This window comes from Sphingomonas lacunae, from assembly GCF_012979535.1.
In the GTDB taxonomy this organism is placed as follows: Bacteria; Pseudomonadota; Alphaproteobacteria; order Sphingomonadales; family Sphingomonadaceae; genus Sphingopyxis; species Sphingopyxis lacunae.
Map to the genome: position 1 here is coordinate 641,029 of NZ_CP053015.1, position 22,097 is coordinate 663,125.

18 protein-coding genes and 1 tRNA gene are annotated in these 22,097 nt (G+C 62.3%); 11 read left to right on the forward strand and 8 right to left on the reverse strand.

What is annotated here, in order from left to right; genetic code table 11:
* Window positions 1–39: 39 nt before the first annotated feature.
* The gene (locus GV829_RS02920; RefSeq protein ID WP_169943748.1) at window positions 40–3,177 is read right to left on the reverse strand and encodes a VIT domain-containing protein; all 3,138 of its coding nucleotides are present in this window, start codon (window positions 3,175–3,177) and stop codon (window positions 40–42) included.
* Between the two features lie 150 nt (window positions 3,178–3,327).
* The gene (locus GV829_RS02925) at window positions 3,328–4,983 is read right to left on the reverse strand and encodes an alkaline phosphatase family protein (RefSeq protein WP_169947877.1); all 1,656 of its coding nucleotides are present in this window, start codon (window positions 4,981–4,983) and stop codon (window positions 3,328–3,330) included.
* Window positions 4,984–5,120: 137 nt separating this feature from the next.
* Here GV829_RS02925 and GV829_RS02930 point away from each other — a divergent pair, with 137 nt between their 5' ends.
* From GV829_RS02930 to GV829_RS02955, 6 genes are all read left to right on the forward strand, one after another.
* Entirely contained in the window at window positions 5,121–7,319 is a 2,199-nt protein-coding gene (locus GV829_RS02930; RefSeq protein ID WP_343042851.1) for a protein-disulfide reductase DsbD family protein, read from the forward strand.
* A complete protein-coding gene (locus GV829_RS02935) occupies window positions 7,319–8,098 on the forward strand; it encodes a TlyA family RNA methyltransferase (protein ID WP_169943749.1) in 780 nt (259 codons plus the stop codon). The genes GV829_RS02930 and GV829_RS02935 overlap by 1 nt, the downstream gene beginning before the upstream one ends.
* Window positions 8,095–8,664 carry a TspO/MBR family protein gene (locus tag GV829_RS02940; protein WP_169943750.1) on the forward strand — a complete coding sequence of 190 codons (570 nt, stop codon included), beginning with the start codon at window positions 8,095–8,097 and terminating at the stop codon, window positions 8,662–8,664. The genes GV829_RS02935 and GV829_RS02940 overlap by 4 nt, the downstream gene beginning before the upstream one ends.
* 132 nt (window positions 8,665–8,796) lie before the next feature.
* Window positions 8,797–9,087, forward strand: coding sequence for an accessory factor UbiK family protein (locus tag GV829_RS02945; RefSeq protein ID WP_169943751.1), 291 nt, complete (start codon window positions 8,797–8,799; stop codon window positions 9,085–9,087).
* Window positions 9,088–9,173: 86 nt separating this feature from the next.
* Entirely contained in the window at window positions 9,174–9,677 is a 504-nt protein-coding gene (locus tag GV829_RS02950; RefSeq protein WP_169943752.1) for a type III secretion system chaperone family protein, read from the forward strand.
* 20 nt (window positions 9,678–9,697) lie between these two features.
* Window positions 9,698–10,528: a pyrroline-5-carboxylate reductase family protein gene (locus tag GV829_RS02955; RefSeq protein ID WP_246202991.1), complete on the forward strand. Its 831-nt coding sequence runs from the start codon at window positions 9,698–9,700 to the stop codon at window positions 10,526–10,528.
* 35 nt (window positions 10,529–10,563) lie between these two features.
* Here GV829_RS02955 and GV829_RS02960 read toward each other — a convergent pair whose 3' ends face one another.
* Window positions 10,564–11,088: a MarR family winged helix-turn-helix transcriptional regulator gene (locus GV829_RS02960; protein WP_169943753.1), complete on the reverse strand. Its 525-nt coding sequence runs from the start codon at window positions 11,086–11,088 to the stop codon at window positions 10,564–10,566.
* A 170-nt stretch (window positions 11,089–11,258) separates the two neighbouring features.
* Here GV829_RS02960 and GV829_RS02965 point away from each other — a divergent pair, with 170 nt between their 5' ends.
* Together GV829_RS02965 and GV829_RS02970 are read left to right on the forward strand one after the other, a co-directional pair.
* Window positions 11,259–12,359, forward strand: a complete 1,101-nt coding sequence (locus tag GV829_RS02965) for a branched-chain amino acid aminotransferase (protein ID WP_169943754.1) — start codon at window positions 11,259–11,261, stop codon at window positions 12,357–12,359.
* 78 nt (window positions 12,360–12,437) lie between these two features.
* Window positions 12,438–12,512: transfer RNA gene (locus tag GV829_RS02970), tRNA-Gln, on the forward strand.
* A gap of 460 nt (window positions 12,513–12,972) precedes the next feature.
* Here GV829_RS02970 and GV829_RS02975 read toward each other — a convergent pair.
* The 3 genes from GV829_RS02975 to GV829_RS02985 are packed head-to-tail and all read right to left on the reverse strand — an operon-like array spanning window position 12,973 to window position 17,181.
* Window positions 12,973–14,538 carry a DHA2 family efflux MFS transporter permease subunit gene (locus tag GV829_RS02975; protein ID WP_169943755.1) on the reverse strand — a complete coding sequence of 522 codons (1,566 nt, stop codon included), beginning with the start codon at window positions 14,536–14,538 and terminating at the stop codon, window positions 12,973–12,975.
* A gap of 11 nt (window positions 14,539–14,549) precedes the next feature.
* Window positions 14,550–15,695 carry an HlyD family secretion protein gene (locus tag GV829_RS02980; RefSeq protein WP_169943756.1) on the reverse strand — a complete coding sequence of 382 codons (1,146 nt, stop codon included), beginning with the start codon at window positions 15,693–15,695 and terminating at the stop codon, window positions 14,550–14,552.
* Window positions 15,688–17,181: an efflux transporter outer membrane subunit gene (locus GV829_RS02985; RefSeq protein WP_169943757.1), complete on the reverse strand. Its 1,494-nt coding sequence runs from the start codon at window positions 17,179–17,181 to the stop codon at window positions 15,688–15,690. Before GV829_RS02985 ends, GV829_RS02980 begins: the two co-directional genes overlap by 8 nt.
* 65 nt (window positions 17,182–17,246) lie before the next feature.
* On the opposite strand from GV829_RS02985, the gene GV829_RS02990 reads away from it, so the two are divergent.
* Genes GV829_RS02990 through GV829_RS03000 form a run of 3 tightly spaced genes read left to right on the forward strand, consistent with a single transcriptional unit; the run spans window position 17,247 to window position 19,887 of the window.
* The gene (locus GV829_RS02990) at window positions 17,247–17,879 is read left to right on the forward strand and encodes a TetR/AcrR family transcriptional regulator (protein ID WP_169943758.1); all 633 of its coding nucleotides are present in this window, start codon (window positions 17,247–17,249) and stop codon (window positions 17,877–17,879) included.
* Between the two features lie 50 nt (window positions 17,880–17,929).
* Complete coding sequence (locus GV829_RS02995) at window positions 17,930–19,393, forward strand: helicase HerA domain-containing protein (protein ID WP_169943759.1); 1,464 nt, start codon at window positions 17,930–17,932, stop codon at window positions 19,391–19,393.
* A 14-nt stretch (window positions 19,394–19,407) separates the two neighbouring features.
* Window positions 19,408–19,887: a PaaI family thioesterase gene (locus tag GV829_RS03000; protein WP_169943760.1), complete on the forward strand. Its 480-nt coding sequence runs from the start codon at window positions 19,408–19,410 to the stop codon at window positions 19,885–19,887.
* A 2-nt stretch (window positions 19,888–19,889) separates the two neighbouring features.
* On the opposite strand, the gene GV829_RS03005 is transcribed toward GV829_RS03000, so the two are convergent.
* Both GV829_RS03005 and GV829_RS03010 read right to left on the reverse strand, forming a co-directional pair.
* Complete coding sequence (locus GV829_RS03005) at window positions 19,890–21,188, reverse strand: sugar MFS transporter (RefSeq protein WP_425505435.1); 1,299 nt, start codon at window positions 21,186–21,188, stop codon at window positions 19,890–19,892.
* Window positions 21,189–21,368: 180 nt separating this feature from the next.
* A complete protein-coding gene (locus GV829_RS03010; RefSeq protein WP_169943761.1) occupies window positions 21,369–22,097 on the reverse strand; it encodes a TorF family putative porin in 729 nt (242 codons plus the stop codon).

Below are 22,097 nucleotides of genomic sequence, written 5' to 3' on the forward strand. Positions count from 1 at the left end.
GTTGCCATTCAACGCAAACCGGCAATCGACAGGGGAACCCTATCGGCGCCTCGCCGGCGACCGGCCTGGCACGGTAATGGTACCCACCAGTTGCCGCGATCCGCTGTCCTCGGTCCGCATTTCGAGATCCATCTGTTCTTCAGTCTGGTTGGGCCTACCAAAGTTGCGAACAATGCGGACGCTGAGGCCCGATGGCCCATTGGGGTTTGACCGGTCCGCCGCATAGGTATTGGCACGAATGGTATAGGTGCCAGGCGCGGCCTGGCGCAGCAGGAACTCCTCTGGCCCATAGCCATTGGTAACATCGGCGGTCAGCCGCCCGCCAGTGGCCGACAGCGCATGGTAATAGCCGACCTCCTCTCCGTTGGGCTGTGTCACCCAGAGATCAAGGTCAGTACGCGGCGTGTTCCATTCCATCACGATTCGGATATCGGTATCGAGCAGGGCCACAAGCCGCTGCGGGAGCGCATGCTCAGTGCCACCAAGCGCGCGATAACGGGCGACCGCTGCATTGGCGTCCATGAGCGCAGTCTGCACAAAACCGTGCGGTTGTTCGCGCCGAACGGTCAACACGGCATCGGCCAGCAGGGCGATGGCGCGGTGCAGATCGGCCTTGGCAGCATCGGTGCGACCGGCGGCCCGATGCGCTTCGGCGCGCTGCATCAGCAACACCGCCATGGTGCGCAGCGGCTGGGGACGCTCATTTTCCCGGTCGACCAGCTGTTCAAGCAGGGCCAGCGCGCGGTCCAAGTCGCCATAACGTTGAAGGCGTGCCGCAACAATCGAGAGCGTCTGATTGTCCCGCGTGGGCAGATCAAGCGCGGCTTCGGCCGCACGGCGCGCTTCGACCGCGCGCCCCTTGCGCCAATGCCATTCGGCCAGATCGAACCAGAAGATCGGCAGCACACCATTGGCGATCCGCTGCCTGTCCACTTCCGCCGCCCAGTCGGTACCGGCCGCATCGAAGGCAGCGATCCACGGCCGGCCGGGGTTCCAATCGGCGGTTTCAATCGCGGCGTCCTCACGAATGCCGGTGTTGGCGCCGGGGGTGGCCGAACCAGCCGCGCTGTCGGCGTCAGCAGACACTCCGGCCGCATCAACGGTCGTAATCGCCACAGGCGTATCTTGCGCCCGTCCCTCAACCCGGTGGCCCGTCACAACGATGTTTTCTGGGGTCGCCTCGTCGGGCATCGCCATGACTGGCGGTGGCGGAGCCATCGGCGGCGGCGGTGGCGGCGGCGGCGGTGGTGGAGGAGGCGGTGATGGCGGCGGGGGCGGTGCCGGGACCGATGACGGCACCGGCCCTGCATTCCGCCGTGGACGGCCACCGGCAGGTCGGCTGTCCTGTTCCTCTTCGGCCGTTCCTTCGGAGTTGCCCGTCAGCGGTTCGAACTTGGTCGCCCACCAGTCACGCACCTGCTGCCATTCGTTGGCAACCACTGTAATCCGATTCTGTTGCGCGGTTTCGCGGGCCTGATCCGCACTGGCGCGCAAGGCAAGGTACCGGTCGCGCAACGTTTTGGGGTAACTGTCAGGCGGCGGAATATTAGCCTCGACATAATCCGCCGGTGCCTCCAGCACGATGAAGGAGGCTAGCGGACTGGCCACCGAATAGCGCCGCGACAGGGCAACGAGGTCTGCTGTGCGCATGTCATTGCTTTGCGCGGCTATCCGGCGCGACGCCCAGAGTGCACCTGGGCCCGAGAAGGCTGGTGCACTGACGGAGGGCTGACTGTAACTGCGCACCACAGCTGTGCCACGCATCAGCCGCACATCTCCCGACCGGGGCATGGGACCAACCAGCCGGAATCGGCCTTCGCCAGCAGCGATCCGGACAGCCTCTATGGTCCGGCCTTCGCTATCCACCAGCCGGCCAATATCGCTGCCGCGCCGAGCCATAGCCGCCAGCGCCTGTTCCCGACTGCTGCTGCCCAGTTCGATGAGTGATCCCCCCGAACGGTCCGCCACTGACGCCAGCCAGCCCCGATCAACTTCGCGACCCGAAGCCAGAGCGATGGTGCGGCAAGGCAAGGCGAAATCAGCGCGGCCATCAATCGTCGCGCGGCCATCACTAACCAGAATGCAAAGGGCGCCCGGTTCAATAGTCAGGCCGCTCAACACCGAAAAGCTGGTCCCTCCACCATAGTGGATGCTGTCGAGCGCGGTGCCAAGTGCCCCCGCATCGCCGGGGCGCAATGTTTCTGCTCCACCGCTATCAAACAGGGTCAGGCCGGCGATGCGTGCGCCGGTTGCTTCGATGTGGGCCAGAAGCAGGGCCTTTTCACCGGACAGGTCATCGTCGACGCGACTGACCGAACGGTCCCAGATGATATGAACGGGTGGGGTGCCGCCCTGCCCCGGTCCGTCTGCAGGCAGATGATCCTCAAGGTCAAAGAACCGGTCACCGTTGGCGTGCGCCGAAACCAGTATCAACTCGCGCCGCGCTGGCAGGGGCAAGCGGAATTCGCCGCCGAGTCGAACATTCCAGGCCTCGACACTGAGCTGCCCGTCCTGCCACTGCCCTGAAACGCCTGACGGCAGCGAAGCCGCCGGTGGCGTGCCATCATCACTGGTGATGCGCATGGTGAGCCGCCCGACCGGTCCCGATGGCCGCATCGGCAGCACATACCCTGCCTGCGGATCAATCGGCGACGTCATGGTCAGTCGGATGGTCCGGCTGCCCCGCGCTGGAATCGGAAAAATGCGTGTTGAAAAGCGATCCGACCAACTGACTTCGGCCAGACCGGGGTCAATCTGCTGCACAACGCGGCGGGCATAGGCTTCGCGCGCCTGATCGCGTCCGGCAAGAACCCCGTCGACAAGATCCGGACCGACGTCGAGGGCGTAACCGGTGACAACCGAACCGGCGGGCATATCGAACAGGAAATCGCCCTCCAGCACGTCATGGCCGGCATTGCGAAACGTCGCGGTAATCCGCGTCTCCGCGATGCTGCCGCGCAACCTGACCTGAAGGTCGAGCACCTCGATCGCAAGATTCTGGCTGGCAGACGCGTCCGATCGCACCCCGCGGACATGGGCAGACAAGCGCAGAGTGGCTTGAGGATCTGCCTGTTGTTGCGGTGGCGGCGCGGGTCGGCGCTGAGCAAGTGCCGGCGAAGCGAGGAGGGGAACAAGCGCCGCCAATCCAGTCGTGAGCCATAGGTGACGATTGCGCATCCTTAATCTCCCCAGCCAGCTTCGCCCAGCCGCCTCATCCCGACAGTGCCAGAATTTCACTTTGCGCCTGTAGGAAAGATGAACGGCGAGCAGGCCGGAAAGTCGACCCCGCTGCCTCGGCACCATTCAACATGTTCGGGCAATGACCTATCAAGGCGCGGGACAATTGCTGCCTGCACCGGCGATAAGATCGAGACACCGACCGTCAATCTGGTCAGCAGGCAAACTGACCCCGACAAGACTGGCCATCGTCGGCAAGATATCGACCGTCATGACCGGATTAGGCTGCTCAAACGGGCGCAAGCCTGCTCGCCAGAAGAGCATTGGCACCCGCCGATCATAATCCCAGACCGAGCCATGCGTTGCCACATAGCCAAGGCCGGATTCAGGAATCGGGGTGACGCGTGCCTTGAGCACAACAACAAAATCGCCGGACCTTTCCGGGTCGTAGGATGCACGAAGCCTTTCTTCGACACTCCAAAGTTCAGGCGAACGGCGCGGCATGGGCATCCCGGCAAGCGTCCTTCCGTCAACAACTCGGTCTATCTGTGGATGGGCGCTGATGATTCGGATAGCCGCGTCGATAACCCGCTGACGCTGGGCCTGCGGCACGGACCTGCTGACATAGAAATCGCCAAAGGGCGCATCGGCGGCGAACAGGGGGCCGGCCATTGTCAGGCCCAGTTCCCGCTTCACCCGTTCACTGATCGCATCTGGCGCAAGATCCATCGACACACGAACCGCTTCAGGGGCCGCGTTGGTCTGATTGCGTTCAGGCAGGTCATGGCCGCCATGATCGGCGGTCAACACCACGGCATAGTCGATGCCCGTCGCATCCATGCGCGTGAAGAAATCACCAAGTTCCCGGTCAAGTGCCAGCATTTGCAGGCACATCTCGCTACCCTCGGTGCCGAAACTGTGCCCGACATAATCGGTCGCTGACAGGCCGACAATGAGCAGATCGGTTTGCGGACCTTCGCCTAGACGCCGCTGTTCGCGCAGCCGCGCCGCCGCCGCCAGCACAGCACCATCGGATTCAGGTGATGCCAAGAATCCACGGAAATTTCCCGCGACACGTTCAAACCGTCCAGTGCCAACCGTGCCGGTGGCTATAGGCACCGCCAGACTGCGGGAACCACAGGCGGCTGGCAGGTCGAGTGGTGCGCGGGCAGTCCCTATGGCGTTGACAATGGCCTGGCTGATTGCACTCACGGTCTCGGACGGCTGGGTGCCACGATAGCTGGCGAGGCCTTGCGGAGAGAGCCACCAGGTTTCATCCGCCTCACGCCCGCCCATCATGATGGCTGCCCGGTCCTTGCCGGCCACTGACACTACCTGAGTGCGCGGATCGGCGCGAGTCATCCAGTCACCGAGGGTCGGTACACGCAAATAGTGCAGCGAAGGCGCATAGCGGCCCGACGACGAGGATGTTCCGGCGACGGTCGGATCTTCGGAGCAATAGACACGCTTGTCATCGCGAGTCAGCGAAAGGTCAAACCAGTTGTTTGCTATGACACCTGTCCGTCCGGGGTGGCTGCCGGTAAGGATGGTTGAATGGCCCGGGCAGGTTTCAGTAGCAGCATGCGCCTGATAGCCCTGCGGAAAGACGATGCCATTGGCAAGGCGGGCAAGGCCGGCCGTGAACAGCGGTCGATACTGTGTGAACAGATCGGCGCTGAACTGATCAACCGAAATGGCAATGATCAATTTCGGGGGTGCCTGGCGCTCTGCGGTGCCGGGAGCGGTTACAGCGGCTGCCACGGGGACAGGGCCGGAGACTGGCGCCTGTTGCGCCAGAGCCGGCATGGCCAAAGCGGTCGAAGCAAAGAGGGCTGAGGCTGTAAGGAATGCGCGCACGATTGTCCTTCCGAATAAGAGGCTGCACCTGTTCATGCGCCATTGAAGCGCTATATCGCAAGCCAGCTTGTGAGACAGGAGCGTCTGTGCAGTTTTTTGGTGACAAGTCGATGATGCCATGGCGCTCTCTGGCCCAACTGATGCTCGCGCTGCTGCTCATGCCGACAGTAGCAGCGGCGCAGCCGTTGGCCCAGGGAATGGCCGGAGCCTCTGCGCCGCACATCCGCGCTGAATTCATTGCCGAAAGCGATCGTCCTGCACCCGGGCGGACAATTGATGTCGCCATCAGCATGATACCAGAACCAACCTGGCACGGCTATTGGCTGAACGGAGGTGATGCCGGCTTTGGTATGCAGGTCACATGGTCTCTGCCGCCAGGCGTTGCCATCGGGAAACTCGCCTATCCGACGCCCGAGACGCTGGTCATCGCCGGGCTGATGAACCATGTTTACGAGCGACCCTATGCGCTGATCGCGCCTTTGACGGTCGACCCCAATGTTGCCCCTGGCACGCGCCTGCCGATCCGCGGGGAGGCGAATTGGCTGGCCTGTACCGATCAGGTGTGCGTTCCCGAACGGGGCGCATTCACCCTGACACTGATAGCGGGTGATGGAGCGGTCTCGGCTGAACGTCAGGCCCAGTTCGACCTTTGGCGCGCTACCATACCCCAGCCCCTGAACGGGCCTGCGCGCTATGAGGTGGTCGATGGAAAGCTCCGGCTTTCGGTCCCGCTGCCCGGCAGCCTGCAGATCAGTGCCCCGCACCTGTTCATCGAGGAACCGCGCATCAACAAGCCCGGCGCGGCACAGGCGTTCAGCCGCAATGGCGACCATGTCATCATCGTCACCGAGGCTGGTCCTGACCTTGCGCCCGGCAGCGATTTCCACGGGCTGATCCGCATCGCTGACGGGCGCGGCCTGGCGTTCGTCGCCAAGGCAGGTGAGGTCGGCCCGGCAGGCGAACCGCTGGGTTCAGTCCCGGCAGCAGGCACGGGTCTGTGGCCACAATCGGCAGGAGATCGCGGGGCTTCCATTGATGCGGCGGCGACCGGCTTTTCGTTGACGCTGTTCGTCACCGCGCTGATCGGCTCGATTGTCGGCGGTCTCATCCTCAACATCATGCCCTGCGTCTTTCCGATCCTCAGCCTCAAGGCGCTGGCGCTCGCGCGCGCCGGCGGCGAGGAACGGCACGTCCGCCGAGAGGGATTTGCCTATACCGCAGGCGCGGTGCTGACCTGCATCATCCTTGGGACTATCCTGCTGCTACTGCGCGCCGGCGGAGAAGCGGCGGGCTGGGCATTCCAGTTGCAACGGCCCGAATCGGTCGTCCTGCTGACCGTGCTGATGGCCGCGATCACTGCCAATCTCGCCGGTCTGTTCAGCTTTGGCAGCTTGTCCTTCAACCTTGGTCGTGCCAGCCGGACCGATCATGTAGCCGAGGAAAATCCGACCAAGAATGCCTTTCTCACCGGAGCATTGGCTGCTTTTGTAGCCACGCCATGCAGCGGCCCCCTGCTCGGCGCAGCGCTTGGTGCCACGCTGGTCCTGCCAGGCTGGGCCTCGCTGCTGATCTTTGGCGGACTTGGCCTGGGTCTCGCCTTGCCTTTCCTCCTCTTGGCGCTGGTTCCCGGCTTGCGCACCCGCTTGCCCAAGCCGGGCCCATGGATGGAGACAATGCGCCGTTGGCTGGCGGTACCAATGGCATTGACCGCGCTGGCATTGGTCTGGCTGCTTGGACGCCAGGTTGGCCAAACCGGCTGGCTAGTCGGCGGGCTGGCCATCGGACTGACGCTGGCATCTGGCTGGTGGGCCGGGCGGATGCAGGCCAAAGGCACCATGGCCAGCCCCGCCTTTCTCGCCATGGCGGCCAGCATCGTGCCGCTCAGCCTGTTGCTGCCCTTGCCACCAACCACCGCTTCGGATGAGACCGCAACCGGAGTAATCGGTGGACAGTCGTGGAGTGAATCGCGACTTCAGCAGGCATTGGCCAGCAACAAACCGGTCTTCGTCTATTTCACTGCCGACTGGTGCGTCAGCTGCAAAGTCAATGAGGCCAGTTCGATCGAACGGGAAGAAACGACCGAAGCCTTCCGTGCAGCGGGCGTAACGGTGCTGAAAGCGGATTGGACCAATGCCGACCAGAGCATCACGCGCGAGTTGGCAAAACATGGCCGCAACAGTGTGCCACTTTACCTGTGGTACAGGCCTGGCCAGCCAAGCCCGGAAATCCTGCCGCAAATCCTTACGCCCGCAATGCTGGTCGATCGGGCAAGGGCTGTGAATTGATGCCCAAAATTCGTGCCGATCAGCTGATTGTCGAACGCGGTATCGCGGAGAGTCGGGCGCGGGCACAGGCGCTGATCATGGCAGGGCTGGCTTTTGTCGGTGACCGCAAAATCGACAAGGCGGGCCAGATGCTCGCTGATGATGCCGAGATCATCATGAAGGGTCGTGACCATCCCTGGGTCTCACGCGGCGGCATCAAGTTGGACCATGCGCTTGCCGAGCTGGGGTGGGACGTTACCGGTACAGTGGCGATGGATGTCGGCAGCTCAACTGGCGGCTTTACCGATGTATTGCTGACGCGTGGCGCCGCGCGGGTTTATGCCATCGACAGTGGCAGCAATCAGCTGGCGTGGAAGTTGCGGCAAGACGGCCGGGTCATCGTACATGAACAAACCAGCGCCCGGATCCTGACCGGCCAGCATGTGCCCGAACCAATCGACCTGATCGTTTGCGACGCCAGCTTCATCGCCTTGTCCAAAGTGCTGCCGGTGCCGTTGTCTTTTGCACGGCCAGGTGCCCGTCTGGTCGCGCTGGTCAAGCCGCAGTTTGAGGCGGAGCGCGGCGAGGTGGGCAAGAAAGGTGTCGTGCGCGACCCTGTTGTGCATCGACGGATCTGTGATGCGGCGCGTGACTGGATCATTTCGATGGGGTGGCACGTTGAGGCGATGCTGACCAGTCCGATCACCGGACCGGAAGGCAATGTGGAGTTTCTTCTTGCCGCAACACGGACAGGCGGTGATGAAGCGCCGATAGGGATCATTACGGAGTCGCGTGAATGAACGAGATAGCCTCGGCAGGCCAATTGCGCATGTCTTTGTTTCGCTGGATTTTGGTTTGCGTGCCATTGCTGGTCGTACTTGGAAGCCTGTCAGGCATCATTTCCAACAGTGGCTACAGCAATGCCTGGTTCACATCACTCGACCGCCCGGACATCGTTCCACCGGGCTGGGTGTTTGGTGCCGTTTGGACCACATTGTACATCATGATGGGCCTAGCGCTGGCAATGATCATCAACGCCCGGGGCGCGGCAGGCCGTGGGCGGGCATTGGCCCTGTTTGCGGCCCAGTTTCTTCTCAATCTCGCCTGGTCGCCACTGTTTTTCGGTGCCCATCAGGTGAGCCTCGCCTTTTGGCTGATCCTGGCCATCCTGGGCCTTACCATCGCCACTAGCTTTGCTTTTGCCGCTATTCGCAAGACAGCGGCGTGGCTGCTGGTGCCCTATATGGTGTGGCTCAGCTTCGCCTCGATCCTCAATTACAAGATTGATCAGCTCAATCCGGATGCGGAGAACAAGGTTCCGCCAGCAGCAAGTGCGACGATCAGTATCGAGCAAAGCGGCCGCTAAAGAGAGGGCTTGATCGAGAAGCCCTTGTGCCACCGGCCACGAGCGCCAATATCCGCTCCGGGCAGGACAATCGTTGGGTCTGGTGCCGGATCAAGGTCACCGGCATGCAGGCCGTCCGACGGAGTATGAAGTATGCAATCGCAGAACAAATTTTTCGACGATTTGTCGAAGGCGCTCAATGGGGCGGCGGGCACGCTGGCTGGGATGGCCAAGGAAGCCGGTGAGGCCGCGCGCGAGCGGGCAAGGGAATTCGTCGGGGAAATGGACTTTGTCAGCCGCGAGGAATTCGAAACACTGAAGGATATGCTGACCGAATCGCGCAATGAAGTGGCGTCACTCAAAGCTCGCATAGAGGCTCTTGAGGGCGGCTCGACCAAATCCACAACAAGCAAGGCACGGAAAAAGCCAGCCACAAAGGACTGATCGGCCAAGCCATTGCTGAACAGGCGGGCGGAACGGCAAGGGTATCCACGCTTGCGCTTTTGTCCGCCTGTCGCCATGGCTGATGCATGAGTTCTGATCATTTCGGAGACGAGGACGACGGCAGCGAGCCGATCGACACACTCGCCCGCTATTGCGAAGCCCATGGCTGGCCTCATGAACCTGTTGGCGAAGATGAAATCGTTACCCAGGTGCAGGGAAGCTGGACCAATTACGAATTGCGCGGCGTTTGGCGCGCAGAGGACCGGGTTTTGCAGTTGTTGCTGTTTCCCGAGATAAAGATTGTCGAAGATCGTCGGGGAGCGATGTTCGAGGCGCTGTCCCTGATCAATGAGCAATTGTGGATGGGGCATTTCGAGCATTGGTCAGCAAGCGGCATGATCCTTTATCGGCACGCCACATTGTTGAGCCAAGACGGTGGATTGCCTCTGGAAATGGCTGATACTCTGGTGCAGAGCGCCATTGACGAATGCGAACGGTTTTATCCGGTATTCCAGTTTGTTATGTGGGGCGGAAAGAGCCCGTCAGAGGCTATTGCAGCGGCTTTGATAGAGACGCGCGGCGAAGCCTGAGAGATTTTGACAGGAAAAGAATGATGACAGGCAAGGCTCTCGCCCGGTTGGATGGCGACATGCTGATCTATGGCTGTGGGACGATGGCTGGTGCCATGCTTTCGCGCTGGCTGGAGTGTGGTCTCAAACCTGATTTGGTGACAGCGATCCGCAAGAGCGGAGCTCCAGCAGCAGGCAATGTGACAACACTGTCCGACAGCAAAGGTCTGACCGCGCCTTCTCTCCTGATTCTCGGCGTCAAGCCACAGGGCTTTCCCGACGTCGCAGCAGATGTTTCACGCCTTGCCGGACCACACACGCTGGTCATTTCGATCATGGCAGGCGTCTCTTTAGAGGATTTGCGCCTGGCCCTGCCCGATGCAGGCCAGATCGTCCGGGCTATGCCAAATATGCCCGTGGCCAATGGTCGTGGTATCGTGGCGCTGATCAGCGAGCGTGATCAGGCCACGTTGAGCAAACAACTCAACAAGCTGATGGCCCCGCTCGGCCTGGTTGAGTGGATATCCACCGAGGCCAGCTTCAATCTCGTAACGGCACTGACCGGCTGTGGACCAGCATTTATCTACCGGATTGTTGGTGCGATGGCGGGCGCCGCTGTCCGTCTCGGCCTAGATCCCGATGCGGCAGACCGGATGGCGCGGGCGATGGTCGCCGGCGCGGCACTGACAATGCTGGACTCCGACGAAACACCAGCGGCCATGGCTGCTGCGGTGGCTAGTCCGGGAGGCATGACACAGGCGGGCCTGGATGTGCTGGACAGCGATGGCAGACTGGCTGCGCTGATGGCAGACACCCTCCGGGCCGCGCGAGAAAGAGGCAGGGAACTGGCCGCAAGTGCTCGGATGGACTGACTTGGATAGTCAGGGGCTGAGCCCCACGTCGATCATCATTTCTTACCGAGGCGCGTCATTTGCATACGGGCCTGGACCGGCACAAGGCCTTCCAGCACATGCCAGAATCCGGTCACGGCATCTTGGCCGGCGCCTGAGTAGGCACGACCCATCGCTTCACCGAGCGCCTGGTCTATACGTCCCGACAGGGCCTGCCCAGACGCCGTTGGACGCACTTCCCGGCGACGCTTGTCAACAGCCCCGGCGGTGACATCGACCAGTCCGCGCGCCACCAGATCACGCGCAACCCGGCTGAGGGCCTGCTTGCTGGTTCCGGTCAGATCAATGAGATCGCTCATTGTCAGGCCCGGCCAACGCACCACATGCCCCAACATCCGGCTATGGGCCCGACCGATACCCGCAGCGCGCAGCTCCGGGTCAATGGCGCGCAACAAGTGGGATTGGCCAAGCAGCAGAAGCGCCACACCTCGCTGAACCTCCGCGTGGCGCAGATAGAGAGGAGAGGCGGCTACCTTCAGGCGACTGATCGCATAATCGTCCTGAGGACCGGATTTAGTCATTGGTGCCATAGCTGTTGCACAACCATGAAGCGGCCAACCATGCAACCCTTGACGACTCAGCATGGCTGGCACCTCACGCTGTTGCGGAGGGGATTATGTTCAGCGTTGGTTGACCGCCTGCCAGCGGACCGGTAACCGGCTGCCACTTCCCGCGATGAGAGGTTCGCACGATGTCCGCTTTGTCCCCCAGCGCCCCGTTCACGTTCGAACCGAATGCGAACCCGGTGCCCGAGGCCGAACGGATGGCGCGTCTCAAAGACCCTGGTTTTGGCAAAACCTTTACCGACCATATGGTCATTGTCCGCTATAGCGAGGGCAAGGGCTGGCACGATGCCAAAGTAACAGCTCGCGGGCCGATCAGCCTCGACCCTGCCGCTGCGGTTCTCCATTATGCTCAGGAAATTTTTGAGGGGTTGAAGGCCTATCGCCTCTCGGACGGTGCGATGGCACTGTTCCGCCCACAAGCCAACGCCCGCAGATTCAATGCATCAGCCAACCGCATGGCCATGCCCGAGCTGCCCGAAGACATGTTCATCGAAAGCTGTCGCGCCTTGGTCAAGGCCGACGCGGACTGGTTCCCGGATATTGACGGCGGGTCGATCTATCTGCGGCCTTTCATGATCGCCAACGAAACATTCCTCGGCGTGAAGCCGAGCGGCGACTATCTCTACATCGTGATAGCAGCCGCGACCGGCAATTATTTCAAGAGCGGTGCGCCTGCCGTCAAGTTGCTGGTAGCCGAAGATGATACGCGCGCTGCGCCCGGAGGCACTGGCGCCGCCAAATGTGGCGGCAACTATGCCGCCAGTCTGCGTGCCCAATCACAGGCAATCGCCCGCGGATTTGACCAGGTAGTGTTCCTCGACGCGGCAGAGCGCCGTTACGTCGAGGAACTCGGGGGCATGAATCTGTTCTTTGTGTTTGACGACGGCAGTTTGCAGACGCCACCACTGGATGGCACCATTTTGCCCGGCATAACGCGCGACAGCCTGTTGACCCTCGCTCGCGAAGAAGGGTTGGCAGTTAGGGAGGAACGCTATGCCATCGATCAATGGCGCGCAGACGCGCAAAGCGGTCGACTTGTAGAAACCTTCGCCTGTGGCACCGCCGCCGTGGTGACTCCGGTCGCCAGCGTGACTGGCAAGGACTTCAGCTTCACCATCGGTTCGGGCGGGCCCGGACAAGCGACACAACGCCTGAAACAGCGGCTCGTCGATATCCAACGCGGCACGGCCGCAGATATTCACGGATGGGTGATGCGCCTCGATTGACTTTAGTGGGATCGCGGGCTGGAAAACCCCTTCCCATCCCGAAATGCGCGGCTATAAGGCCGCCTCTATCGCCCATGCTGGGGCGTCGCCAAGTGGTAAGGCACCGGTTTTTGGTACCGGCATTCGCAGGTTCGAATCCTGCCGCCCCAGCCATCGCTGTCTGCTGACAGCGTCACAGGGCCGCCAATGGCCGCATTTCCATTCATGAGCGTTGATCCGGAGCGCTTGCCAAGGCTCGTCAGATGCAACGCCAAGATCATCGCTGAACGGTGCAAACGATTACTCGCGAGATCCTTGTCTATGCTTAAAAATCTTAACTAAGTCGTTTTAATCCAATGGTTTTTATCTGTCATTCTGTTGCCTGACATGATAAAAAGAGGCGATGCGGTTCCTATCCAATCTGTGGCGATGGCTGTCCCGGCGCGAGACGCGCGATGACCGGGTGCGCCGGATATTGCAGGATACGCGTTCGCGCACAGAACAGGAGCAGCAGGACCTGAACCAGAAGTCAGCGAGGCGCGGGCCGATCAGGCGCATCTTCAAATAGAGGCCGCTGCAGCGGGTTCGCCTGCTGTATCCAGGGCCAGTCCTTGGGTGCTATCGGCCTGTCAGTTCAGTGACCCATGCCACCGCCGGGTGACAAGGCGCCAGTGGGCCGGGGAATGAGCCAGACAATGGCGGCGGCCAGCATGAACATGGCGGTCGTCACCATGAAGATATCTAGCATGGCAATCGTTGATGCTTGCGCCTCTGCGAGATTGCTCAGGGCGGTTCGTGCCTGTTCCGACGTCATGCCGCCAGCCTGCATCCCGGCTAGGGTCGCTTCCCCATCGCCTACCAGCGGCGCGAGACCGGTGCGCGAAGTGCTGGCAAAGTTGGCCCACAATGTCGTGGCCACCGCCGTTGCAATGGCACCGCTGACCGTGCGCATGAACGACATGATGCCTGCCGCGGCAGCAGTGCGTTCTGGCGTAACGTTGATGATGCCAAGTGTGGTCAGCCCGACGAAAAAGAAGGGCATGCCCAATCCCTGCAGCAACATTGGCCATACAAGGTCCCACATGGTGGAACCCGTATTCCAGTCGAGTCTGACAAGGGTCATCAACCCCATCCACACCATGCCGAGACAGATGGTCAACCGGGCATCCACACGATTAAGCAAGGCGGCGGCCACCGGCGCAACCATCACTGCCAGCACACCAAGCGCCGCAGTCGCCCAGCCGGCTTGGCTGGCGGTATAGCCAAGCACCGCCTGCAACCACAGGGGCACCAGAACGACCGACCCGAAAAAGGAGCCATAGCCAATCGATATGGCGATGATGGACACCGCCAGCGTCCTGTCCCTGAGCAACTGGAGATCCACGACAGGATCTTCGTCGAACCATTCCCAGATGATGAACGCAATGAAGGCGATTGCAGCGACAATGGCGAGGCTGACAATCATCGGCGAGCCGAACCAGTCATGTTCGCGGCCAGTATCCAGCATCAACTGGAATGCACCAACCCACAGTATGAGGAGAACAAGGCCCACCCGGTCGATGCGGCGCTGTTCGATGACGCTTTCAAAGGGCGACAGGTAGCGGAAGAAGACGACCAAGCAGCCGATCACCACGGGCACGTTGATAAAGAAGATCCATGGCCAGCTGAGCGTATCACTGATCGTGCCGCCGAGGATCGGCCCGACAATCGGCGCGAGGATTGTCGTCACTGCCCACAGACCCATCGCCATCGGGATCTTGTCCGGCGGAAAGATGCGGGTCAGCATCGCCTGGGTCAGCGGCATCAGCGGCCCACCGCTGAGCCCCTGGAGAATGCGGAACAGGATAAGCAGCTCGATCGTCCCGGCGATCCCGCACAGCAAGGAAAAAAGGCCGAAACCGGCAATCGAGATGATCAGCCAGCGCACCGTGCCAAACCGTGCCGCCAGCCAGCCGGACAAGGGCACTGTGATCGCCTCTGCCACCGCATAGCTGGTGATGACCCACGTCCCCTGTGTCGGGGAGACGGCTAGACCGCCGGCGATGTGCGGCACTGAGACATTCGCAATGGTGATATCGAGCACCACAACGAAATTGGTCAGAGCCAGCGCAAAGGCAGCAAGTGCCAGCCGCCAACCGGTCAGCACGGGAATCGGCGGTTCGGCATGGGCAGTTACGCGAGAGGCAGGCGTGGCGGCCATGACAGCGTTTGTCAGTCGCGGGTATCGATGGATACTTCCATCGACAGGCCGACGCGCAGCGGATGGGCCGCCAAATCCTGTGGATTGATGGCGATACGGACAGGTACCCGCTGCACCACCTTGACCCAGTTCCCGGTGGCATTCTGTGCCGGGATGATGGCAAAGGCCGCGCCGGTACCACCGCCAATGCCGACCACCTGTCCGCGATAGACAACATCTCCACCGTACAGATCAGAGACCAGTTCCACTGGCTGACCAATGCGGACGCTTCGCAACTGCACTTCCTTGAGATTGGCGTCGACATAAACATTGCCGACAGGAACGATGGTCATGATCGGCGTGCCGGGCGCCAGACGTTGCCCGATTTGCACCCGCCGCTGGGTGACAACACCGGTCACCGGTGCGCGGATGACAGTGCGTTCAAGCGCCAGTCGCGCCGCGTCTACACGGGCGCGGGCTGCAGCGACCGTCGGGTCGGTATCCATGTCTCCCTGACCGGTGATGACACGATTGACCGCCAATTGTCCCTGTGACGAAGCAGTTGTGGCTCTGGCCGCAGCGACAGTTGCGCGAGCACGATCCAGACTGGCGTCGGCGGCTGCCAGTCCTGAGCGGGCCTGAACCAGTTCCTCAGCCGAGACAGCACCACTGGCGGCAAGTGCCTGCCGGCGCTGAAGCGCATCAGCTGCTGCAGCGCGATACGCCATGGCGGCTGCAAGAGCAGCCTCTGCCTGTTGCACGGAGGCGTTCGATGCACCCACCTGCGCGCTCAGGGACGTGCCACTGGCAAGCGCCTGACGATATTGCTGACGGGCCTGGGCCAAGGCAGCTTCGGCAGCGGCCAGTTCGACACGAGCGTCAGCATCGTCCAAAATGACCAGCACGTCGCCGGCTTTGACCGACTGTGTATCGACCACTTTCACTTCCTTGACTGCCCCCGCAACGAGCGGCGTCACCTGCGCAAGATCGGCCGCGACATAGGCATTGCCGCTGTTAACGATGCCGCGTTGGGTTACGAACCACCAGCCTACGGTAACCGTCGCCACAGCCACCACAATGATCGCAAAGCGCCAGAGCAATTGGCGACGGCGGGCATGATTGGAGGAGGCCTTGTTTGCCACGTCGAGGGCTGCAGGAGACGGAGCTGTATCAGTCACGGGGAGGTTCCGTTTCGGGGGAGCTGTCAGCGGCAAAGCCGCCACCAAGCGCACGGATGAGGGCAATGTCGGCAGAAACCGACTGGCTTTCGAGAAGGGCAAGACTGCGGCTGGCGCTGATCAGTCCCTGATCGGCGACAAGCAATGGCAACTGGCCGGTTACGCCTTCGCGATAGCGCAGTTCGGCAATGCGGCGCGCTTCGCCAGCCGATGCGAGACCGGATCGGGCAGCAGCCAGCTGTTCGCCGATGGCGCGCTTGGTTACCAGCGCGTCCGCCACATCGCGCAACGCGTCGAGCAAGGCCTGGTCATAGTTGGCGACCGCTTGATCATAGCCGGCGCGGGCAGCGCGATAACGCCCCTCAGTTCCGTTCCGTGCGAAGATCGGGAGACGCAGGGCGGGACCGATGTTGCTGAAGAAAGAGGAACCGCGCAACAAATCGGACAGACCAATGGATTGCAGGCCGGCCACCGCTGTCAGGTTGATGCTGGGATAAAAATCCGCCCGGGCAACACCGATGCGATCGGCGGCCGCCTGTGCCCGCAGGCGCGCCGAGACGAGATCGGGTCGGCGGCCGACCAGATCGAGCGGCAGGTTGGCGGGGGCCGTGGCGGCGGTCTGGGCGTTCAGGCGGGGTGCCGTAATGGCGAGGCCGCGGTCCGGACCTGCGCCGAGCAGAGCGGCCAAGGCATGACGCAGCAACAGTTCATCCTGGCGCGCCGCCGCTAGCAAGGCTTCTGCCTCTGCCACGCGGCTATTGGCCATCGCGCTTGCACCGCGGTTATCGAGGCCGGCGGATACCCGGTCGGCTGTCAGGCGGGCAGTGGCCCGGGCGGTATCAAGCGACTGGCGCGAGGCATCGACCAGCGCCATCTGTCCGGCAAGGCGGGCGTAGGTGGCCGCAATAGACGTCGACAGGGCGAGACGCGCCTGCGCGGTATCGACACGGGCGGCGTCAGCCTCCCCACGCGCGGCGCGCAGGGCGGCGCGATTACGCCCCCATAGGTCGAGGTCATAGCCGAAACTGCCGGCTATCCGCCCGGTACTGCGCAGATTGCCGGGGATGAGGCCGGGCGGAAAGCCCTGATTCTGGCTCATCGACTGGCCACCGACGCTGGCATCCAGCACCAGGCCTGGGCCAGTGGCGGCTCCCGCTTGCATCGCCTGGGCATCGGCAGCGGCGAGGCGGGCGGCAGCAAGGTCAACCGTGGGACTGTTGGCGAGACCTTCGGCGATCAGCGCGTCGAGTTGCGAATCGCCCAAATGGGTCCACCACTCATCCGCGGGAAAAGTGCCGGGATCGGCCGCAAGGCTGACCGACGCAGCTGGTGTTGTAGCGTCGAGCGGCGCAAGCGGTGGTGCCATGTCGGGCATCGTCGCGCAGCCAGCGAGAAGGGGGGTGAGCGCAACCAGGCAGGCCAGCCTTTGGCGGGTCCTAGCCCGGTCACGCCGCACCACGGGGAGAAGCGTACTGGATAGTATCATTGGCGCGGGGATGCTCCTCCACACCGCCCTTGTCAAGAAAAATGATACCACCTAGTATCATCGCCATGAACAGTGCGACCGCCCGAGCTTCCAGTTCCAGACAAAGTGACGAACGCCGCCAACGCATTGTCACGGTGGCAACGCAGATGTTTATCGACCATGGCTTCGCCCGCACGTCCATGTCGCAGGTGGCGGCGATGGTCGGTGGATCCAAAACGACCCTGTGGTCCTATTTCCCGGACAAAAACGCTCTGTTCATGGCGGTCGCCGATGATCTCATCGAACGCTATTTCGGCCCTGTGGAGCGCTATCTGGCATTGGCCAGCGACCTAAGGAGCGACCTGCTGCATGTCGCCCGGTCCCTGCTGGGCGCCGCCATGTCGCCCGAGATTAGCGGGCTGATGCGTATCGCCACCGCTGAAGCAAGGCACTTTGAGGCCCTCGCCGACATGTTTGACACACGCGGCCTTGGCTATGGCTGGCAAGTTATCAGCAACTATCTGGAGCGAGCCAGGGCGGCGGGACAGATTGTCACCAGTTGTGATACGCAGATAGCCGCACGACAATTTGTCGGCCTGTGCCAGTCCAACTGGGTGCAAAGGGTGATGCTGACCGGCGCGCCACCGCCCCGGCCTGAGCTGCTGGAGGAAGATGCGCGATCGGCGGTTGACACCTTCCTTCTCGCCTTTGCCCGCTAAAGGCGCAAGGCCGGTTGCAAATCGCCGCCAGTGCCGCCAGAGCCGCCGTCGTGAGCGCGACCATCGAAATAGGCAGAGACGGCACTGGCGAGCCGGTGCTGGTCGACATGGAGGAATTGTTGGCGACCCGGTTGCTCGTGCAGGGCAATTCCGGTTCCGGCAAGTCGCACCTGCTGCGCCGCCTGTTGGAAGAAAGCGCGGCGCTGGTACAGCAGGTGGTGATCGACCCTGAGGGGGACTTTGCTTCACTCGCCGATGAGTTCGGCCATGTGGTGATCGAGGCAGGCGATTATGACGAGCGCGAAATCGGCCGGATCGGCAGCCGCATCCGACAGCATCGCGCTTCTGTGGTGCTCAATCTCGAATCGCTTGAGCTCGAGGCGCAGATGGGCTGTGCCGCAACCTTCCTCAACGCCCTGTTCGATGCGCCACGTGACCATTGGTATCCGGCGCTGGTGGTGGTCGATGAGGCGCAGATGTTTGCCCCCGCCGCCGCTGGCGACGTGGCCGATGCGGCGCGGCGGGTCAGTCTGGCGGCGATGACCAACCTGATGTGCCGGGGGCGCAAACGCGGGCTCGCCGGGATCATCGCGACCCAGCGATTGGCAAAGCTCGCGAAGAATGTCGCGGCGGAAGCGTCCAACTTCCTGATGGGGCGGACCTTCCTCGACATTGACATGGCGCGGGCCGCCGACCTGCTCGGCATGGAGCGGCGGCAGGCGGAGAGCATCCGCGATCTGGCGCGGGGACATTTCCTCGGGCTGGGACCGGCAATCTCCCGGCGGCCGGTCGCGGTCAAGATCGGACCGGTGCGGACCAGCACACGCGGCGGCACACATAGTCTGCTGCCCATGCCCGAGGTCGAGGCGGCCAATGTGCGAACCATGCTGTTCGCGGAACTGGAAGCTGAAGCGCCGCCGCTCCGCGCCGAGCCACGGCCGAGGGTGGTGCCGGCGGATGAGTTGATCCGCACGATCAGCGAACCTGTCGCTGCGTTGGCCAGTGCGCCCGATGCACCGCCACAGCCCGACGCGCGGGAGAGCGAGGCGATTATCCGGGCTGTGCTGGCCGACATGCTGGCCGACGACGATGTGATGGCCCAGCCGACAGCGGCGCAATATCAGGACTTCAGCGTGCGCTGCCGGATGCGGCGGATGACGCGGGCGCCGCTCGACCTTGCCGCTTTCCGTCGCCGCTTTGCCCTGGCGCAGGCGGGGGTCGAGGACCCAGAGGATGCGCAATGGGCGCCATTGCTGGCGATAGCCGCGCGGCTGCCCGAGGACATGCTTGCGCCGTTCATGCTGATCGGCAGGGCGGCGATGGATGGCCTGCCCTGCCCCGATGATGACGCGATCGGCCGCGCCTATGGGACCAGCTCAACCGGGCGGGTGCGGCGGCTGCTCGACTATATGGAAAAGCAGGGCGTGATAGTCGTGCGCACTGATTTTGGCGGGCGGCGTTCAGTCGTTGTACCCGATTTGGGCGTCATGGCAGGGCTCAGCGGCGAAGGATGAGGATGGAAGAGACAATGGCAGACCGCAATCCCCCCCTGGCAGGGTCGAATGAAGACGTCACCAGCGGCGGCTGGCTTGGCGAAGTGACCGAGGGTGAGTGGAAAGGCTGGTTGAAGTGGATGCCCGGCGACCCGTTTGAGGACCATGTCGGCCCCTTTTACGCGCGGCGCGACGAGCAAGGCATTGTGTGCGCATTCCGTCCGCAAGCGCATAATTGCAACGGTGGCGGCATGATACATGGCGGCACGCTGATGACCTTTGCTGACTATGCGCTGTTCATGATCCCGGCTCAGTCGGGTGAGATGGTCCATGGCGTTACGGTGACGATGAACAGCGAGTTTGTTGGCCCCGCCCGCGCCGGGGAGATGTTGACGGCGCGGGGGGACGTTGTGCGGGCAGGTAAAAGCCTGGTTTTCGTGCGCGGAACGATCAGCGGCGAAGAGGGCCCGGTGCTCGCCTTTTCAGGGACGATAAAGCGCATCAATCGCCGCTAGGATCAGTCCTGCGCCGGACGTCGAGCGTACCAGCCAAATGCCGCAATGAGCACATAGCAGAGCGCCGGCAGGGCCATGGCAATCGCGAGGCTACCGGAGACATCGGCGATAACGCCCGTGACCAGCGGCACCACCGCTCCACCAAAAATGGCGACGTTGATGATGCCAGATCCGTCAGCAGCACGCGGCCCCAGTTTTTCACAGGCAAGACTGAAGATCGTCGGGAACATGATGGCGTTCATAAGGCCAATTGCGAGCAGACTGTAACCCGATACGAAGCCCGTCGTGGTGGTCGACACAAGCAACAGGGTGGTCGCTCCAACAGCGACACAGGCGAGCAGCTTGCCGGGGCTGACCAGGCGCAGCAACAGAGAGCCGATGAATCGGCCGACCATGGCGCCTCCCCAATAGAGTCCGATCAGCTTGCCTGCCGCCTGTTCCGGCAAGGCCAGCACGTGCGGCTGCATGAGATAATTGACGATCAGCGAGCCGATGGCGACCTCTGCCCCAACGTAGAGGAAGATACACAGCGCGCCAAAGCTGAAGCGCGGGCGTTCGCGGAGCAAGGCAAAGCCGCCGGTCAGCGAACTTTGCTCGTGCTGCTCACCCGTGAGGCGATTGCGGAACAACCAGACGGCTGTCGCAACAACGGCCAGCGCAAAGGCGATACCAAGATAGCCCGATACAATCGCCTGGCTTTCCGCCGTCCGATAAGCGTCAAGTTCCGCACCGGACAACTGGTCAGCGGACATTGTGGCGAGACTGCCGAGGATGAGGATAGAGCCGACGATGGGAAATATGGTGGTGCCGAGCGAGTTGAAGGCCTGGGCAAAGGTCAGGCGGCTGTGCGCTGTCTGCGGCTTGCCAAGCAGCGAAATCAGCGGATTGGCAACAACCTGAACCAGCACGACGCCGCTCGCCAGAACGAAAAGGGCAAAGAGGAAGAGCGGATAGGTTGCCATTTGCGAGGCGGGAATGAACAGGAGGCAGCCAACCAGCATGGTCAGCAAGCCCGCCACCGCACCGCGCATGTAACCGATCCGCTTGACCAGCTGCGCGCCGGGAATGCCCATGACGAGATAGGCAGTGAAGAAGCAGAACTGCACCAGCATCGCCTGGGTATAGTTGAGCGTGAACAGTTCTTTGAGCTTGGGGATGATCACATCGTTGAGCGAGGTAATCCCGCCAAAGATGAAAAAGAGGGCAAAGACGAAAAGCTGAAGGCCAAGGACATTGCCCTGCTCCCCGGCCGGAAGATTGCCCGCCCCCCTACCGCCCGCGCCCATTGGTGCCATTGCCATCCTGCCTGTCCCCCGGCTTGCCTGCGGCTGGGCCGCATTTGTGTGTTGGACACAAGGCATGCCGCATAGATGCGCTACTGGCAAACCGACAACTTGCATTATACGTATGTGGATAGGGAACGGCCCCGCTCCGCAACAGCGGAACGGGGCCAGGCGACCCGGGGCTGTGGCCCGGCGGGATCAGAAGGCGATGCTGAAGGAGCCGACGAGGCGGGCGTCGCCCAGCGAGCCGAAGGCGTTTGTGCCTGTGTCGTGGTAGCGGACATCAACCTTGGCACCGGGCATGACCTCATAGGCGACTCCCAGATTCCAGGTGTCATAGTCGGCAAGACGGTCGATCTGCTGGCGGCCAAAGGCACCCGAGAGGGTCAGTTTCTCGGCCAGCGGTGCAGAGGCGGCGAGCTCGGCATAGGTCGCGGGATTTGACGAACCGAAATAATCGGGCGTGTGATAGACGGCGAGCGTCAGGCCGACCGGGCCGGCATTGGTCGACAACGCAGCCTTGGCCTCGATCGTGTCGATGTTCACCGGCGCATCGATATAGCCGTAACGAACAAATCCAATGTCGAGTTTGGCACCGCCGAGATCGGCCACATAGCCTCCCCAGATGTCATATTCCTGATCGATACCCAGGAAATCGACATTTTCGGTTCCGGCGCCAAGGTAGAAGCCGCCTGACGCTATGCTGACAGTGGCGAACACCGCCGGGTCGCTGTCTGTCTGGCTGACACCGCGCCACACATAGTCGGTGGCGGCAGACAGTCCAAAGCTGACGGTCGGGCCGGAACTGACACTGGTCTGCGCTTCTGCGGCCGGAGCCTGATTGTCATAGGAACTGGCTTCCTGTGCCAGTGCGACGGCGGGCAACAGGGCGGCGGCAAGTGCGACGGTGAAGGTGATGGCTTTCAT